Below are 15,366 nucleotides of genomic sequence, written 5' to 3'. Positions count from 1 at the left end.
GTCGTGGAGCAGGTCAGTCGTTGAGAAGGTCAGTCTTCGGGAGCCTCGAACGGGCGCTGCCCGGCCTCGGCGTCTCGATTGAAGGGCGCACCGCTGAGGGAACCCGCACTCGTGGCATCGGCCGTTGCGGCCTCAGCCTCGCGTCGGGCCTCGGCGAGCGCAACTGCCGGGTCGGTGAGCGCGGTCGGCGGCAACGTGCCCGCGACCGGGGACCAGCCGGCGGGCCGGGCGGGCTCACCGGATCCATCGGCGTTGGCCATCCCGGCGAACCCGTTCGTGAACTGGCTCAGGGCACCGGTCAGCTCGGACGGGATGAACCACATCTTGTTGGCCGGGGTGCTCGCGATCTTCGGCAGCATCTGCAGGTACTGGTACGCGAGCAGCTTCGGGTCCGGGTCCCCGCGGTGGACGGCGTCGAACACCTGCAGGATGGCGCGGGCCTCGCCCTCGGCGGTGAGGATCGCCGCCTGGGCCGACCCCTCGGCCCGCAGGATCGCGCCCTGCTTGTCCCCCTCGGCCGTGAGGATCTGCGACTGCTTGACACCCTCGGCCGTGAGGATGGCCGCGCGCCGGTCGCGCTCGGCGCGCATCTGCATCTCCATCGAGCCCTGGATGGACTGCGGCGGGTCGATCGACTTGAGCTCGACGCGGTTCACGCGGATGCCCCACCGGCCGGTGGCCTCGTCGAGCACCCCTCGCAGCTGACCGTTGATCTGGTCGCGGCTGGTCAGCGTCTGCTCGAGGTCCATCGACCCGATGACGTTACGCAGCGTCGTGACGGTGATCTGCTCGATCCCGAACAGGTAGTTCGCGATCTCGTAGACCGCGCTCTTGGGGTCGGTGACCTGGAAGTACAGCACCGTGTCGATGCTGACCACGAGGTTGTCCGAGGTGATCACGGGCTGCGGTGCGAACGTGACGACCTGCTCACGCAGGTCGACGCTGGCCCGCACGCGGTCCACGAACGGGATCAGCAGGTGCAGCCCCGGCTCGAGGGTGCGCGAGTAGCGGCCGAGCCGCTCGATCACGAGCGCGGTCGCCTGCGGCACGATCCGGACCGCCCGGACGATCGCCACGAAGACGAAGAGGAGGAACAGTCCCAGGACGATGTAGCCAGCGATGGTGCCGATGTCGGCCGGGCTGGTGCTCATGCGCTCTCCTTGTGCTCAGGAATGCCAGGTGCTGCAGGTCGAGGCGGGGGGACCGAACCGTCGACGACGGCGGTGGCCCCGTCGATGCGGATCACCCGCACCTCGGTGCCGGCAGGGAAGACGAGACCGTCGCGAGCGGTCCGGGCGGACCACACCTCGCCCGCGAGCTTGATGCGCCCGCCGGACGGGCTCACCTCGGCGACGACGGCGGCGACCCGGCCCACCTGGGCGGCCGCGTTCGTCTCGACCAGCGGCATCCGGCTCCGCAGCCGGCGCAGCAGCCAGGGCCGCAGCGCGAACAGGAGCAGGCCGGACACCAGGGCGAACACGACGAACTGCACGCCCGGGTTGGCGCCCAGCACGTTCGCCAGGGCGGCGGCGAAGGCCCCGCCGGCGAACATGATCAGCACGAGGTTCACCGACACGATCTCGACGACGATGAACGCCAACGCTGCGCCGACCCACCAGAGGACATCCATGGCGAACCCCTTTCGCGATCGAACCCGGTCAAACCCGTCCGATAGCCCTGTGACGAGGGCCTATGGCCCCATCCTAGGTGACGGCGTGCGGTCCGAAATCAGGCCGCGGCGCGCGCCGACCAGCGCCCGGCGGACTTCTCGACCACCAGGTCCAGCCCGAACGCACCGGACAGCATCGGCGCGGTGAGCACCTCGTCGATCGGCCCGGCGGCGTGCACGCGGCCGTCGGTGAGCAGCAGGACGTGCGTGAAGCCCTGCGGGATCTCCTCGACGTGGTGGGTCACCAGGACGAGGACCGGCGAGCGCCGGTCCCCGCGAGCTCGGCGAGGGCGGAGACCAGCTCCTCGCGCCCGCCCAGGTCGAGGCCCGCGGCGGGCTCGTCGAGCAGCAGGAGCTCGGGGTCGGTCATGAGGGCGCGGGCGATCTGGGCACGCTTGCGCTCCCCCTCGCTCAGGGTGCCGAAGGTCCGGTCGGCGAGCGAGTCCACGCCGAAGGCAGCCATCAGGTCACCGGCGCGCGTCTGGTCGAGGTCCTCGTAGCTCTCGCGCCAGCGGCCGGTCACGCCGTAGGCGGCGGTCAGCACGACGTCGCGCACGGTCTCCGACGGCGGGATGCGGTCCGCGAGCGCGGAGCTCGCCAGCCCGATCCGCGGGCGCAGCTCGAACACGTCGACCCGCCCCATGCGTTCCCCGAGCAGCTCGGCCACGCCCGACGACGGGTGCATCCGCCCGGCGGCGATCTGCAGGAGGGTCGTCTTGCCTGCACCGTTGCGGCCGAGCACGACCCAGCGTTCGCCCTCCCGGACCTGCCAGCTCACCGAGTCGAGGATCGTCTTGGGTCCTCGATGGATGGATACGTCCTGCAGGTCGAGCACCACGTTCATGATGACCGACCCTAGCCTGCGCGGCACGTAGGTTGGGCTGGGTGGAGGAACCCGTATCCCCGTCAGTCCTGCCGAGATCTGTGCTGCTCGCCCTGTGGGTGCAGCACGTCGGCGCGGGTTCCGCGCCGCTGGCGCAGGCGGTCCGCGCCGTCCAGGGGGACGACGAGCCGCACACCGTCACCCACGACGACGACCCCAGCTTCGCGGGCGACCAGCTCCCGGACCTCCTCGCGGCCTGGGCCAGCGGTCCGCACGACGTGGCCGCGCTCCTGCCCACCCCGGGCGACGTCGCCGGCGTCCCCGCGGCGATCAGCGCGGCGGCGATCGACGCGCAAGAGTGTGTGCTCGTGCGGACCGGCGAGGGCACCTTTGCCGCGGTCCCCGAGATCGAGGAGTTCGGCAGCGCGTGGGAGCCGGGCCACCTGGTCTCCTGGTCGGTTCACCGGGTCCCGGACTGGCGCACGACCCTGCTGGGCACGGTGGGCTCGCTCGCCGATGCCGAGCGCGAGCTGCGTGGCGCGCTCATCTCGGCCACGGACGCGCTCGCGTCGCTCGACGTCGCCCGCTGGCGACCCGACGCCGCGAACGCGATCGCCGCGCTGCGCGCCGATGCCGACCTGGGCTGGCAGGTACCGCCGGGGCTCGACGGTCGGCGGCTGCGGGTCCTGGTCACCGCCGCGCGGCTGCGCGCGATCGTCGAGCTCGCCACGGCCGACGACGGCGGCGCCGTCAACCTGTGGCAGGCCGATCAGCGGTCCACGGCGCTGCGCGAGGTCGACCGGGCCGCCCGACGAGCGATGAGCGCGGCTGCCACCAGCCTCGGCGACGGCTCGTAGCAGCTCCTCGCCCGGCTGCTCCTCGCCCGGCTGCTCCTCGCCCGACGGGTTGCCGCCTACCGCCCGGCGAGGACCGCGCGGTAGACCTCGAGCGTGCGCTCGGCGATGGCATCCCACGCGAAGTGGTCCTCGACCCGGCGACGGGCGGCGACCCCCATGGCGGCGGCTCGGGTGGGATCGCTCACGAGCTCCGTCAGGGCGGCGGCGAGGTCGGCCACGAACCCCTCGGGGTCGAGCGGCGTGCCCGTGCCGTCCTGCGCCTGGGCGATCGGCACCAGCAGCCCCGTGACGCCGTCGGCGACGACCTCGGGGATGCCCCCGGTCGCGGTCCCGACGACCGGCAGGCCGACGGCCATGGCCTCGAGGTTGACGATGCCGAGGGGTTCGTAGATCGACGGGCAGGCGAACACCGTCGCGCTCGCGAGCACGGCGACGAGCTCGGGGCGAGGCAGCATCTGCGAGATCCACACCACGCCGTCCCGCTTCGCGGCGAGCGCGGCGACCAGGCCCTCGACCTCGGCGGCGATCTCGGGGGTGTCGGGCGCGCCGGCGCACAGGATGACCTGGACGTCGGCCGGCAGCCGCTCGGCCGCGCGCAAGAAGTAGGGCAGCCCCTTCTGCCGCGTGATCCGTCCGACGAACACGACGGCCGGGCGGTCGGGGTCGATCCCGAGCCCGCGCACGACGGCGTCGGCGGTCGTCGCAGCGTCCCCCTCGGGGCGCTTCCAGCCGGCCAGGTCGATCCCGTTGTGCACCACGTGCACCTTGGCCGGGTCCACCTGGGGGTAGCACCGCAGGATGTCGGCACGCATGCCGGCGCTCACCGCGATGATGCCGGCGGCACCCTCGTACGCCGTCCGCTCGGCCCAGCTGGACAGCGCATAGCCGCCACCGAGCTGCTCGGCCTTCCAGGGACGCAGCGGCTCGAGGCTGTGCGCGGAGAGGATGTGCGGCACACCGTGCAGCAGGCTCGCGAGGTGCCCCGCGAGGTTCGCGTACCAGGTGTGGGAGTGCACCAGATCGGTGCCCGCGACGTCGTTGGCCATCTGGAGGTCGACCCCGAACGTCGCCAGCGCGGCGTTGGCCCCGGTCAGCTCCGCGGGCGCGGCATAGCCGGTGACCCCCCGCTCGGCGCCCGGGCCGCGGGGCCCGTCGAAGCAGCGCACACGGACGTCGATGCTGCGCCGCAGGACGGCGGACAGCTCCGCGACGTGCACCCCCGCTCCGCCGTAGACGTTGGGCGGGTACTCACGTGTCAACAGGTCGACTCTCACGTGCGACACGCTAGCGCGACACGAACAGGTTCGATGACGGACTAGTTACCCGAGCGGCCCCCGTCGGGCCTACTGTCGGGGCATGGCAACGCCGCGCATCCTCGCAATCGTCCTCGCGGGTGGGGAAGGGAAGCGGCTTATGCCGCTGACGACCCACCGCGCCAAGCCCGCCGTGCCCTTCGGGGGGATCTATCGGCTGATCGACTTCGCCCTGTCGAACGTCATCAACTCCGGGTATCTCCAGGTCGTCGTGCTGACGCAGTACAAGTCACACAGCCTGGACCGCCACATCGCCAAGACGTGGCGGATGTCCGCTCTCCTCGGCAACTACGTCGCCCCGGTCCCCGCACAGCAGCGGGTCGGCAAGCACTGGTACCTCGGCAGCGCGGACGCGATCTACCAGTGCCTGAACATCATCGATGACGAACGGCCCGACATCGTCGTCGTGGTCGGTGCGGATCACGTCTACCGCATGGACTTCTCCCAGATGGTCGACGCCCACATCGAGTCCGGTGCCGAGCTCACGGTCGCGGCCATCCGCCAGCCGATCGCGATGTCGACCGAGTTCGGCGTGATCGAGACCGACCCGTCCGACCCGACCCGCATCTCCGCGTTCCGGGAGAAGCCGGCCGACCCGATCCCGATCGCGGACTCCCCCGGCGAGATCCTCGCCTCGATGGGCAACTACGTCATCAACGCCGACGCCCTCGTCCGGGCCGTCACCGCCGACGCCGAGAACCCGACCTCTCGCCACGACATGGGCGGCGACCTCGTGCCGGCCTTCGTCGAGCGCGGTGCGGCCGGCGTGTACGACTTCATCCGCAACGACGTGCCCGGCTCGACCGACCGCGACCGCGACTACTGGCGCGACGTGGGCACCATCGACTCGTACTTCGACGCGGACCGCGACCTGATCTCGATCGAGCCCGTGTTCAACGTCTACAACTACGAGTGGCCGCTGCACACGGGCTACACCGGCCTGCCGCCGGCGAAGTTCGTGCACGCGGGCCCGGACCGGATCGGCTACGCCGCCGACTCGCTCGTCTCCCCCGGCGTGATCGTCTCGGGGGCCGGGGTGTCCGGTTCCGTCCTGTCGCCCGGGGTGTACCTGCACTCGTGGTCGGCCGTGTCCGACAGCGTGCTCATGGACGGTGTCCAGGTGCACCGGCACGCGCAGGTCCACCGGGCGATCCTCGACAAGAACGTCGTCGTGCCCGAGCGGGCCCGGATCGGGCTCGACCGCAAGCACGACCTCGAACGCGGTTTCACCGTCACGGACTCCGGGATCACCGTGGTCCCGAAGGGCACCGTCGTCGAGATCTGAGGCGCAGTCGTCGAGATCTGACCTGTCCCTCGAGAACTGGTCCAGCTCGTCGGCGTGGGCAGGCGCAACGCAGCGCCTGCCCACGCCGTAGCCTGCGCGGGTGATGCCTTCCCCCGACGACCGACCGACCGATGCCCCGACCCGTGCCCGCCGGCTCGTGGTGATGGACGTCGACTCGACCCTGATCACGGCCGAGGTGATCGAGCTGCTCGCGGCGCACGCGGGTTCGCGCGCGCAGGTCGCGGCCATCACCGACCGCGCCATGCGCGGTGAGATCGACTTCGCGACGTCGCTGCACGAGCGGGTCGCCACGCTCGCGGGGTTGCCGGTCGCGGTGCTCGACGACGTCCGGGCCGAGCTCGAGCTCACGCCGGGGGCGCGCGAGCTGCTCACCGAGCTGCACCGGCGCGACTGGCCGGTCGGGCTGGTGTCCGGGGGGTTCGCCGAGGTCGTCGAGCCGCTCGCGGCATCGCTCGGCATCACGCGCACGCGCGCCAACCGGCTCGAGGTGGCCGGCGGCCGGCTCACCGGACGCGTGCGGGGCGCGGTGGTCGACCGGGCCGCCAAGGAGGCCGCTCTGCGGGAGTACGCCGCGGCCGAGGGCATCGACCTCGCCCACACGATTGCCATCGGCGACGGCGCGAACGACCTCGCGATGCTCGCGGCGGCGGGGTTCAGCGTCGCGTTCAACGCCAAGCCCCTCGTGCGGCAGGCGGCCGACGTCGCCGTGGACGGCCGCCTCGACGCGGTGCTCGAGCTCGTCGACAACGCCTGACCGCAGGCGGGTCAGTCTGCCCACCGGGTCAGCCTGCCCACCGGGTCAGCCCGGCCGCCGGATCAGTGCGTCGGCGCGACGACCGTGTGCAGGCGTGCAGCTCCGCGCGCCAGACCGGACCACGGGCCGGCGACGTCGAGCACGGAGAACGTCCCGGTCGACGTCCCGGCCCGCACGTGCGCGACAGCTGCCTTGTCGGACGCCGAGCTTGCGAGCGTCGCCGCCACCGCCGACATCGTCGGCTCGTGCCCCACGACGAGCACCGTGCGCACCTCGTCGGGCACCTGCTGCACCAGGGCGAGCACCTCGGACACGCCGGCGTCGTACAGGACGCCGCTGAACTCGACCTCCGGGCTGGCCCCGCCGAGCCCGGTCCGCACCAGGTCCCACGTCTGCCGGGTGCGGACCGCGGACGAGCACAGCACGAGCTCGGGCACGAGGTCCCGCGCCGTCAGCGCAGCGCCGATCTGCGCGCACTGTCGCCGGCCGGCGAGGGCCAGCGGTCGCTTTTCGTCGACCTCCCGACCAGAGTGCTCGGCCTTGGCGTGCCGCAGGAGCACGAGCCGACGGGGCGCGTCCGCCGTGGGGGTCATGGGCGCTCAGGCCCCCGTCGCGTGCAGGCCACCGTCGACGTGCACCATCTCCCCCGTCGTGGCGGGGAACCAGTCGGAGAGCAGCGCAGCGACGGCGCGGGCCGTGGGCTCGGGGTCGGAGACGTCCCAGCCGAGCGGGGCGCGCTCGGGCCAACCCTCTTCGAGGCGCGAGACGCCGGGGATGGACTTCGCGGCCGTGGTGCGGATCGGACCCGCCGACACGAGGTTCACCCGGATGCCCTCGGGCCCGAGGTCGCGGGCGAGATACCGCGAGGTGGCCTCGAACGCGGCCTTGGCCACGCCCATCCAGTCGTAGACCGGCCAGGCGTAGCGACCGTCGAACGTCAGGCCGACGATCGACGAGCCGCGACCGAGCAGCGGCTTGGCCGCGACCGCGAGCGACTTCAGCGAGAACGCCGAGACCTCGATGGCGGTCGAGACGTCCTTCCACTCGGCGGTGAGGAACTTGCCGCCCATGACGGACTGGGGCGCGAACCCGATCGAGTGCACGACGCCGTCGAGGTGGTCGGTGTGCTCCCGGACCCGGTCCGCGAGCGCGTCGAGGTCCTCGGCCGACGTGACGTCGAGCTGGATGACCGGCGCCGCGACCGGCAGGCGCCGCGAGATCGCCTGGGTCAGCCGGAACTGGCGGCCGAAGGACGTCAGGACGACCTCGGCCCCCTGCTCCTGCGCGAGGCGTGCCACGTGGAAGGCGATCGAGCCGTCGGTGAGAACACCGGTGATCAGGAGCTTCTTGCCGTCAAGCAGACCCATGAGCTGACTTCCGTTCGGTTCGGGTGGAGCAAGGAGTGCTTGTCAGGACAAAGCGTGGAGCCGGACGTGGGCGCTAGTGCCCCATGCCGAGACCGCCGTCGACCGGGATGACGGCGCCGTTGATGTAGGCCGCGTCGTTCGACGCGAGGAAGAGCACGACGCCGGCCACCTCGTCGGCCTGGGCGAACCGCCCGGCGGGGATCGCCGCCCGGTAGGCGGCCTGTCGCTCGGGCGGCAGCTCGGCCGTCATCGCGGTGTCGACGAAGCCGGGGGCGACGAGGTTCGCCGTGATCCCGCGCCCGCCGAGCTCGCGGGTGATCGACCGGGCCATGCCCACGAGGGCGGACTTCGAGGCGGCGTAGTTCACCTGACCGGGCGAGCCGTACAGGCCGACCACCGAGGAGATGAAGATGATGCGCCCGCGGCGTAGCCGGATCATGCCCTTCGAGGCCCGGCGCACGCACCGGAACGAGCCGGTGACGTTGACGTCCAGCACCTGCTCGAAGTCGTCGTCGGTCATCCGCATGAGCAGCTGGTCACGCGTCACGCCGGCGTTGGCCACGAGGACCTCGACCGGACCGTGCGCCGCCTCGATCGCGGTGAACGCGGCGTCGACCGACGCCGTGTCGCGGACGTCGCCGACGACCCCGAGGACGCCGTCGGGCAGCTCGCCGGTGCGGTAGATCGTGGCGACCTTGTCGCCGGCGGCGACGAACCGCTGGGCGATGGCGCGACCGATCCCGCGGTTCGCTCCGGTCACCAGCACGCTGCGAGGCTGGCTGCTACGGGGCTCACTGCTGCTGTCGCTCACGCGTCAACTCTCTTCCAGTGCTGCATCTCGACGATTCGGGCACTCGCCCTGCGGTTACGGGGACTGAGGTTATCTGACCCGCCGCCGCGGCGGTGAGCGCGACGCCGGACACGATCCGGCCCGCTCGTTGTCCGACTCCCACAAGAACCTCGCAAGATGGTCCCAGTTCCGCTGGGCCGCGCCGGACCCGACCACGTAAACTCACCCGGTGAGCAAGCCCCGCTCCGGCACCCCCGAGGTTCCCCGGATCACCTCCGTCCCTGAACCGCTGGCCGACGAGGTCGCGCGGCGTACGCGCCGCTACCTCGTCCAGATGGGCATCCGCGTCGCGTGCTTCCTCGGCGCCGTGGCGACCTGGGGCCGCATCCCGGTGTGGATCTCCGCCCTCCTGCTGCTCGGCGCCGTCGTGCTCCCCTACTTCGCGGTGATCCTGGCGAACGCGGGCCGCGAGCGGCGCGAGGTCGACCCCCCGCTGATGGACCCGCGCGCGCTGGGCAGCGGGCAGGATGGTCCGCGTGACTGACCTCCTGCGACCCACCCCGGACCCCGTCGACGAGCTCGTGTGCAGCGCCCGCGGCTGCGGGGCCGAGGCCGCCTGGGGCCTGCTCTGGAACAACCCGAAGCTGCACACCGCGAACCGGCGCAAGGTCTGGCTCGCGTGCTCGGACCACCGCGAGCACCTCGAGCAGTTCCTCGGCGCGCGCGACTTCCTGCGCGGCACCGTGCCCGTGTCCGAGCTCGCGACGGTCGCCGGTGGCACCTCCGGAGCGTCGCGAGACCTGCCGTGAGCCCCGCCGCCCGACGCGCCACGGGGCTCGTCGTGCTCGCCGTCGTGCTCGCAGTGGTCTGCAGCCTGCTCGGCCGCTGGCAGTGGAACCGGCACACCGCCCGGGACGCCGTCATCGCCCAGATCGAGAGCAGCTACGGCGCTGACCCCGTCCCACTCTCCGAGCTGCTCGCCGACCCGACCGCGGCCCTGCCCGCCGACGACGTGTGGCGACCGGTGAGCGTCGTCGGGCACTATGCCGCGGACGCCACCGCGCTGCTGCGCAACCGCCCGATCAACGGGCAGGCCGGGTTCCACGTCCTGGTGCCGTTCATCGTCACGGGACCGACCGCCGACCCGACCGCGGACCCGACCTCCAGTCAGAGCGAGGGGACGCGTCGTGCGGTGCTGGTGGTCGATCGCGGCTGGGTGCCGACCGGCCAGAGCTCCGACCGGCCCGACGCCCTGCCCGCACCGCCCGACGGCACGGTCGAGATCGTCGTCCGGCTGCGGGCCGACGAGCCCGTCTCGGTGCGCGACGCCCCGCGCGGCGAGGTGCAGGCCATCTCGGTCGACCAGGTCCTGACCGCCGGCGGGATCGCCCCGGGCACGGTCGACGCCTACGCGGCGTACGGGGCCCTGTCCACCGAGCAGTCCCGGGTGCCCGACGACGTCGGGGTCCTGCCCAAGCCGAGCATCGACCCCGGCTCGCACCTGTCCTACGCGTTCCAGTGGTGGACGTTCGCGCTCGGCTCGCTGATCGGGTTCTCGATCCTCGCGCGGCGCGAGCTGCACGAATCCGACCCCGGGGCCGAGCCGCCCGATCCCTCGGGTCGACCCGGCCGCCGCAAAGGCCCGACCGCCGAGGAGATCGAGGACGCGCTGATCGACTCCCAGCTGGGCTGAGAGCTCAGCCGACCAGAGACTCCGGGCCGGCCTAGGCCAGCGAGATCAGGTCGGCGTAGTCCGGGCCCCAGAGGTCCTCGACGCCGTCGGGCAGCAGGACGACGCGCTCGGGGTTGAGCGCCTCGACGGCGCCCTCGTCGTGCGAGACGAGCACGACGGCACCCTCGTAGTTGTGCAGGGCGCGCAGGATCTCCCCACGGCTCGCCGGGTCGAGGTTGTTCGTCGGTTCGTCCAGGAGCAGCACGTTGGCCGACGACACGACCAGGGCCGCGAGCGCGAGCCGGGTCTTCTCGCCACCGGAGAGCACCTTGACCGGCTTGTCGGCGTCGTCCCCGGAGAACAGGAACGAGCCGAGCACGTTGCGCACCTGGGTGTCGGTGAGGTCCGGCGCAGCCGACCGCATGTTCTCCACGACCGAGCGGGTGTCGTCGAGCGTCTCGTGCTCCTGCGCGTAGTAGCCGAGCTTGAGCCCGTGCCCGGCCTTCACCTGGCCGGTGTCGGGCTCGTCGACGCCCGCGAGCATGCGCAGCAGCGTCGTCTTGCCGGCACCGTTGAGCCCGACGATGACGACCCGGCTGCCCCGGTCGATCGCCAGGCTGACGTCGGTGAAGACCTCGAGCGAGCCGTACGTCTTGCTCAGGCCCTCGGCCGTGAGCGGCGTCTTGCCGCAGGGCGCCGGGGTGGGGAACCGGATGTGCGCGATCTTGTCGTTCGCACGCACGGCCTCGAGGCCGGCCAGCATGCGCTCGGCGCGTCGGGCCATGTTCTGCGCGGCGACGGCCTTGGTGGCCTTGGCGCGCATCTTGTCCGCCTGCAGCAGCAGCACGGACGCCTTCTTCTCGGTGTTCGCCCGCTCGCGCTTGCGCCGCTTCTCGTCGGTCTCGCGCTGGTGCAGGTACGCGTCCCACTTGAGGTTGTACTGGTCGAGCTCGCCACGGTTGGCGTCGAGGTGGAACACCTTGTTCGCCACCGCGCGCAGCAGGTCGTTGTCGTGGCTGATGACGATCAGGCCGCCGGGGTACGCCTTGAGGTAGTCGCGCAGCCAGACGATCGAGTCGGCGTCAAGGTGGTTCGTGGGCTCGTCGAGCAGCAAGGTGTCCACGCCCGAGAACAGGATCCGCGCGAGCTCGACCCGGCGGCGCTGGCCACCGGAGAGCGTGCCGCACTCCTGCTCGAGCACGCGGTCGTCGAGACCGAGGTTGGACGCGATCCGCTCCGCCTCGCTCTCGGCGGCGTAGCCACCGGCCGCCGTGAACCGCGCCTCGAGGCGCGTGTAGCGCTCCATCGCGGCGTCGCGGGTCTCGTCGACCACGCTGGCCATCGCGACCTCGGTCTCGCGCAGGCCGCGCACGATCTCGTCCAGGCCGCGCGCGGACAGCACGCGATCCATCGCGAGCATGGTGTGGTCGCCGGTGCGCGAGTCCTGCGGCAGGTAGCCGACCTCGCCGGTACGGGTGATCTGACCTGCGGACGGCAGGCTCTCGCCTGCGAGGGTCTTGGTGAGGGTGGTCTTGCCGGCGCCGTTGCGGCCGACGAGACCGATCCGGTCCCCCGCGGCGATCCGGAAGCTCGCCGCCTCGAGCAGGACACGTGCGCCGAAGCGCAGCTCGACGGCATGGGCAGTGATCAATGAGGATTCCTTCGAACGCGGCCCGCGAGCGTTGGATGCGGGCACAAACGCACACGAGTCTACGACCGGCTAGCGTGGGAAGCCGCCCCCGACCGCCAAGGAGACCCATGTCGACCGCGCCCCGCAACGACCCGACCGCCGCTGTGGCCCTGCCCGGGGCCGGTGCGCCGCCCACCGCCGGAGCCCGGTCCGCGGCCCGTTCCGGCGCCCGATCCGGCACCGCGACGGATGTCGCCCTCGTGGCGACGTTCGCGGCTTTCATCGCCGTCTGCGCCCTGGTCCCCTCGATCCCGGTCGCCGGTCTGACCGTCCCCATCACCCTGCAGACGTTCGGCGTCATGCTCGCGGGTGTGGTGCTCGGACCTCGCCGGGGCGCCCTCGCCGTCGGGCTCTACCTCGCCGTCGGGCTGGCCGGGATGCCGGTCTTCGCCCAGGGCACGGGCGGTCTCGCGGTCGTGGCCAAGCCCTCGTTCGGCTACCTGATCGCCTTCCCGCTCGCCGCCGCGCTCGCCGGGTACCTCGCCTCGTTCGCCCGCCGCGTCCGCCCGGCGTTGCGCCCGCTCGTGCTGTTCGGCGCGGCGACCGTCGCCACCCTCGTCGTCATCTACCCGATCGGCTTCGCCGTCCTGGCCTGGCGCGCGAACCTCGAGCCGCTGGCGGCGATCCAGTTCGGCCTGGTCTTCGCCCCCGGGGACCTGCTCAAGAACCTCGCCGTCGCCGCCGTCGCCGCCGCCATCTTCCGGGCCTTCCCGGACATGCTCCGCCAGCGCCGCTGAGAGCCGCGCCCGTGATCCGGTTCGACGACGTCGCCGTCCTCGTCGAGGGCAGTCCCGGCGCACCCGACGTGCGGATCCTCGACGCGGTCGATCTCACGATCACGGAACGCCGGGTCGCCGTCGTCGGGGCGAACGGCTCGGGCAAGTCGACCCTCGCCCGACTGGTCAACGGCCTCGTGCTCCCCACGGCGGGACGGGTGCTCGTCGACGGGCTCGACACCGCGCGCGACGGCGCCGCGATCCGCCGCCGCGTCGGCTTCGTCTTCACCGACCCGGACGCCCAGCTCGTCATGCCCACACCACGGGAGGACGTCGCCCTGTCGCTGCGACGGCTGCGGATCGATGCGGCGGAGCGCGACGAGCGCGTGCGCGCCGTCCTGGACCGGTTCGGGCTCGCCGGGCTGGCCGAGGTCAGCGTGCACGCGCTGTCCGGCGGGCAGAAGCAGCTGCTCGCGCTCGCCGGGGTGCTGGCCACCGAACCCGCGATCCTGGTGTGCGACGAGCCGACGACGCTACTCGACCTGCGCTGGCGGCGGGTCGTCGACGAGCTGCTCGCCTCGCTCGACCAGCAGGTGCTGATGGTCACCCACGACCTCGACGCGGCGACGCGCTCCGATCGCGTTCTCGTCGTCGACGACGGCCGGGTCGTGGCGGACGGCCCCGGCGAGGTCGCGGTGGGGGCCTACCGCGACCGGATGGCGGTCCGGTGACGGGCGGCTCGCTCGGCCTCTACTACCCGGGCACGACGGCGCTGCACCGGGCCCCGGTCAGCGCCAAGCTCGCGGCCCTGACCCTGCTCGGGGTCGCCGTCATGGTGCTGCGTGGCCCGATCGGTGCGCTCGCGCTGCTGGCCCTCGCCCTCGCTGCGACCGCCGTCGCGCGCGTGCCCGTCCGCGCGACCCTCGTCGGCCTTGCTCCGGTGCTCGCGGGAGTCGCGGGCCTGGCAGCGTTCCAGTGGTGGCAGCAGGGCGCAGCCGTCGCGATCGAGGTGTCGGCCGACCTGCTCACGCTCGTGGTTGCCGCGGGGGTCGTCACCGCCACGACCCCCGCCGACCGGATGCTCGATGCCCTCGAGCGGGCCGCACGCCCGCTGCGGCACGTCGGCCTGCGCCCCGAGATCCTCGCGCTGTCGGTGGCCCTCATGCTGCGCACCGTGCCCGCGCTCCTGGCGACCATGGGCGAGGTGCGCGACGCCGCCCGCGCCCGTGGCCTCGAGCGCGACCTGCGTGCCCTGCTGGTGCCCGCGGCTGTGCGGACGGTGGCCCGCGCCCGAGCCACCGGCGAGGCGCTGGCCGCGCGAGGTCTCGGCGACTGAGCCGCCCGGCCCCGCCGGCGCCCGCTCCCGCTGTCGTTCATCCCCGCTCTTGCCCTCCTCGTCGAAGGAACCAACCGCATGCTCGTGCTCACCGCCACGGACGTCCGCGCGCTGCTGACCATGTCGCAGGCCATCGAGGCGTCGCGGGAGGCCCTCCGGCTCGACGCGAACGGCCGGTGCGACGTCCCGTTGCGCACCAACCTCGCCGCGCCCGAGCACGACGGCCACGTGCTCGTGATGCCGGCCGCGGTGCCGGACCTCGCCACGGTGGGGCTCAAGGTCGCCGCGGTGTTCCCACGTGGGGTCACCGCGACCGTCCTCCTGCTTGACGGCGCGACCGGGGCAGTGCGCGCGCTCCTGGACGGCACCGCCCTCACGCAGCTGCGCACCGGCGCACTGCAGGGCGCCGCCACGGACGCCCTCGCCCGGACGGACGCCCGGGTGGGCGCCCTGATCGGCACCGGCGGTCAGGCGGCCGATCAGCTCGAGGCGATGCTCTGCGTCCGCGAGCTCGAGGAGGTGCGCGTCGCGGGCCGCGACCCGGAGCGGACCGCGGCCTTCGTGGCCCGCATGCGGTCGACGCTCGCCGACCGGTACGGCGCGCGGGTCCTCGCGGTGGCATCGCCCGCGCACGCCGTCGACGGCGCGGACCTCATCACGGCCGTGACGACCTCGCGCCGACCGGTGTTCGACGGTCGGCTCGCTGTCGCGGGCACCCACGTCAACGGCATGGGGGCGTACACGCCGGACATGCAGGAGCTCGACGGCGAGCTGATGACGCGCGCCGACCGCGTCGTGATAGACACCGCCGCCGCCCTCGTGGAGGCCGGCGACCTCACGGTGCCGCTCGCCACGGGTCGGCTCGCGGCCCCGAGCGTGGTCACCCTCGGGGCGGTGCTGACCGGTACCGCCCCGGGTCGCCAGCGCGCGGACCAGCTCACGGTGTTCGAGTCCGTCGGCTTCGCCGCGCTCGACGTCGTGACCGCGCACCGGGTCTACCTCGCGGCCCTCGCCGCCGGCGCCGGCCGCGTCGTCGACCTGTAGACCTGTCGACCAGACCTGTCGACCCGTCG

17 protein-coding genes and 1 pseudogene are annotated in these 15,366 nt (G+C 72.7%); 10 read left to right on the top strand and 8 right to left on the bottom strand.

The genetic code is table 11. The features are described from left to right. Nucleotides 1-29 precede the first annotated feature (29 nt). The 3 genes and pseudogenes from VTA80_RS18430 to VTA80_RS18420 form a co-directional block, all read right to left on the bottom strand. Complete coding sequence (locus VTA80_RS18430; RefSeq protein ID WP_407342532.1) at nt 30-1,151, bottom strand: SPFH domain-containing protein; 1,122 nt, start codon at nt 1,149-1,151, stop codon at nt 30-32. Continuing rightward, a complete protein-coding gene (locus VTA80_RS18425; protein WP_407342531.1) occupies nt 1,148-1,630 on the bottom strand; it encodes an NfeD family protein in 483 nt (160 codons plus the stop codon). The genes VTA80_RS18430 and VTA80_RS18425 overlap by 4 nt, the downstream gene beginning before the upstream one ends. A 98-nt stretch (nt 1,631-1,728) precedes the next feature. Then, nucleotides 1,729-2,513: pseudogene (locus VTA80_RS18420) on the bottom strand (ABC transporter ATP-binding protein). Nucleotides 2,514-2,554: 41 nt separating this feature from the next. Here VTA80_RS18420 and VTA80_RS18415 point away from each other — a divergent pair. Beyond that, on the top strand, nt 2,555-3,349 hold the full coding sequence (locus VTA80_RS18415) for a hypothetical protein (protein WP_407342530.1): 795 nt from the start codon (nt 2,555-2,557) through the stop codon (nt 3,347-3,349). A gap of 56 nt (nt 3,350-3,405) precedes the next feature. On the opposite strand, the gene glgA is transcribed toward VTA80_RS18415, so the two are convergent. Beyond that, nucleotides 3,406-4,623 (bottom strand): glycogen synthase, encoded by a 1,218-nt coding sequence (gene glgA / locus VTA80_RS18410; RefSeq protein ID WP_407342529.1) that lies wholly within the window; start codon nt 4,621-4,623, stop codon nt 3,406-3,408. Between the two features lie 82 nt (nt 4,624-4,705). Between glgA and VTA80_RS18405 the strand changes: the two genes are divergently transcribed. Beyond that, nucleotides 4,706-5,947 carry a glucose-1-phosphate adenylyltransferase gene (locus tag VTA80_RS18405; RefSeq protein ID WP_407342528.1) on the top strand — a complete coding sequence of 414 codons (1,242 nt, stop codon included), beginning with the start codon at nt 4,706-4,708 and terminating at the stop codon, nt 5,945-5,947. 103 nt (nt 5,948-6,050) lie between these two features. After that, nucleotides 6,051-6,722, top strand: coding sequence for a phosphoserine phosphatase SerB (gene serB, locus VTA80_RS18400; RefSeq protein WP_407345814.1), 672 nt, complete (start codon nt 6,051-6,053; stop codon nt 6,720-6,722). Between the two features lie 62 nt (nt 6,723-6,784). On the opposite strand, the gene VTA80_RS18395 is transcribed toward serB, so the two are convergent. The 3 genes from VTA80_RS18395 to fabG form a co-directional block, all read right to left on the bottom strand. After that, entirely contained in the window at nt 6,785-7,315 is a 531-nt protein-coding gene (locus tag VTA80_RS18395) for a SixA phosphatase family protein (RefSeq protein WP_407342527.1), read from the bottom strand. A gap of 6 nt (nt 7,316-7,321) precedes the next feature. Then, on the bottom strand, nt 7,322-8,089 hold the full coding sequence (gene fabI / locus VTA80_RS18390) for an enoyl-ACP reductase FabI (protein ID WP_407342526.1): 768 nt from the start codon (nt 8,087-8,089) through the stop codon (nt 7,322-7,324). Between the two features lie 73 nt (nt 8,090-8,162). Next, a complete protein-coding gene (gene fabG / locus VTA80_RS18385; RefSeq protein ID WP_407342525.1) occupies nt 8,163-8,855 on the bottom strand; it encodes a 3-oxoacyl-ACP reductase FabG in 693 nt (230 codons plus the stop codon). 253 nt (nt 8,856-9,108) lie between these two features. On the opposite strand from fabG, the gene VTA80_RS18380 reads away from it, so the two are divergent. From VTA80_RS18380 to VTA80_RS18370, 3 genes are read left to right on the top strand one after another with little or no spacing between them, the layout of a single operon-like run. After that, nucleotides 9,109-9,423, top strand: a complete 315-nt coding sequence (locus VTA80_RS18380) for a DUF3099 domain-containing protein (RefSeq protein WP_407342524.1) — start codon at nt 9,109-9,111, stop codon at nt 9,421-9,423. Then, nucleotides 9,416-9,688 (top strand): hypothetical protein, encoded by a 273-nt coding sequence (locus VTA80_RS18375; RefSeq protein ID WP_407342523.1) that lies wholly within the window; start codon nt 9,416-9,418, stop codon nt 9,686-9,688. The genes VTA80_RS18380 and VTA80_RS18375 overlap by 8 nt, the downstream gene beginning before the upstream one ends. Beyond that, the gene (locus VTA80_RS18370) at nt 9,685-10,572 is read left to right on the top strand and encodes an SURF1 family protein (protein WP_407342522.1); all 888 of its coding nucleotides are present in this window, start codon (nt 9,685-9,687) and stop codon (nt 10,570-10,572) included. Before VTA80_RS18375 ends, VTA80_RS18370 begins: the two co-directional genes overlap by 4 nt. 31 nt (nt 10,573-10,603) lie before the next feature. On the opposite strand, the gene VTA80_RS18365 is transcribed toward VTA80_RS18370, so the two are convergent. Then, complete coding sequence (locus VTA80_RS18365; protein WP_407342521.1) at nt 10,604-12,202, bottom strand: ABC-F family ATP-binding cassette domain-containing protein; 1,599 nt, start codon at nt 12,200-12,202, stop codon at nt 10,604-10,606. A gap of 107 nt (nt 12,203-12,309) precedes the next feature. On the opposite strand from VTA80_RS18365, the gene VTA80_RS18360 reads away from it, so the two are divergent. The 4 genes from VTA80_RS18360 (at nt 12,310) to VTA80_RS18345 (ending at nt 15,337) form a co-directional block, all read left to right on the top strand. Beyond that, nucleotides 12,310-12,978: a biotin transporter BioY gene (locus tag VTA80_RS18360; RefSeq protein WP_407342520.1), complete on the top strand. Its 669-nt coding sequence runs from the start codon at nt 12,310-12,312 to the stop codon at nt 12,976-12,978. Between the two features lie 11 nt (nt 12,979-12,989). Continuing rightward, a complete protein-coding gene (locus VTA80_RS18355; protein WP_407342519.1) occupies nt 12,990-13,688 on the top strand; it encodes an energy-coupling factor ABC transporter ATP-binding protein in 699 nt (232 codons plus the stop codon). Further along, complete coding sequence (locus tag VTA80_RS18350; protein ID WP_407342518.1) at nt 13,685-14,293, top strand: energy-coupling factor transporter transmembrane component T family protein; 609 nt, start codon at nt 13,685-13,687, stop codon at nt 14,291-14,293. The genes VTA80_RS18355 and VTA80_RS18350 overlap by 4 nt, the downstream gene beginning before the upstream one ends. A 78-nt stretch (nt 14,294-14,371) precedes the next feature. Further along, nucleotides 14,372-15,337 (top strand): ornithine cyclodeaminase family protein, encoded by a 966-nt coding sequence (locus VTA80_RS18345; RefSeq protein WP_407342517.1) that lies wholly within the window; start codon nt 14,372-14,374, stop codon nt 15,335-15,337. The last annotated feature ends 29 nt before the right edge of the window (nt 15,338-15,366 follow it).

The sequence above is a fragment of the Pengzhenrongella phosphoraccumulans genome (assembly GCF_045689905.1).
GTDB lineage: Bacteria > Actinomycetota > Actinomycetes > Actinomycetales > Cellulomonadaceae > Pengzhenrongella > Pengzhenrongella phosphoraccumulans.
Note: the sequence above shows the minus strand (reverse complement) of the source record. Positions and strands in the feature narration are given on the sequence as shown.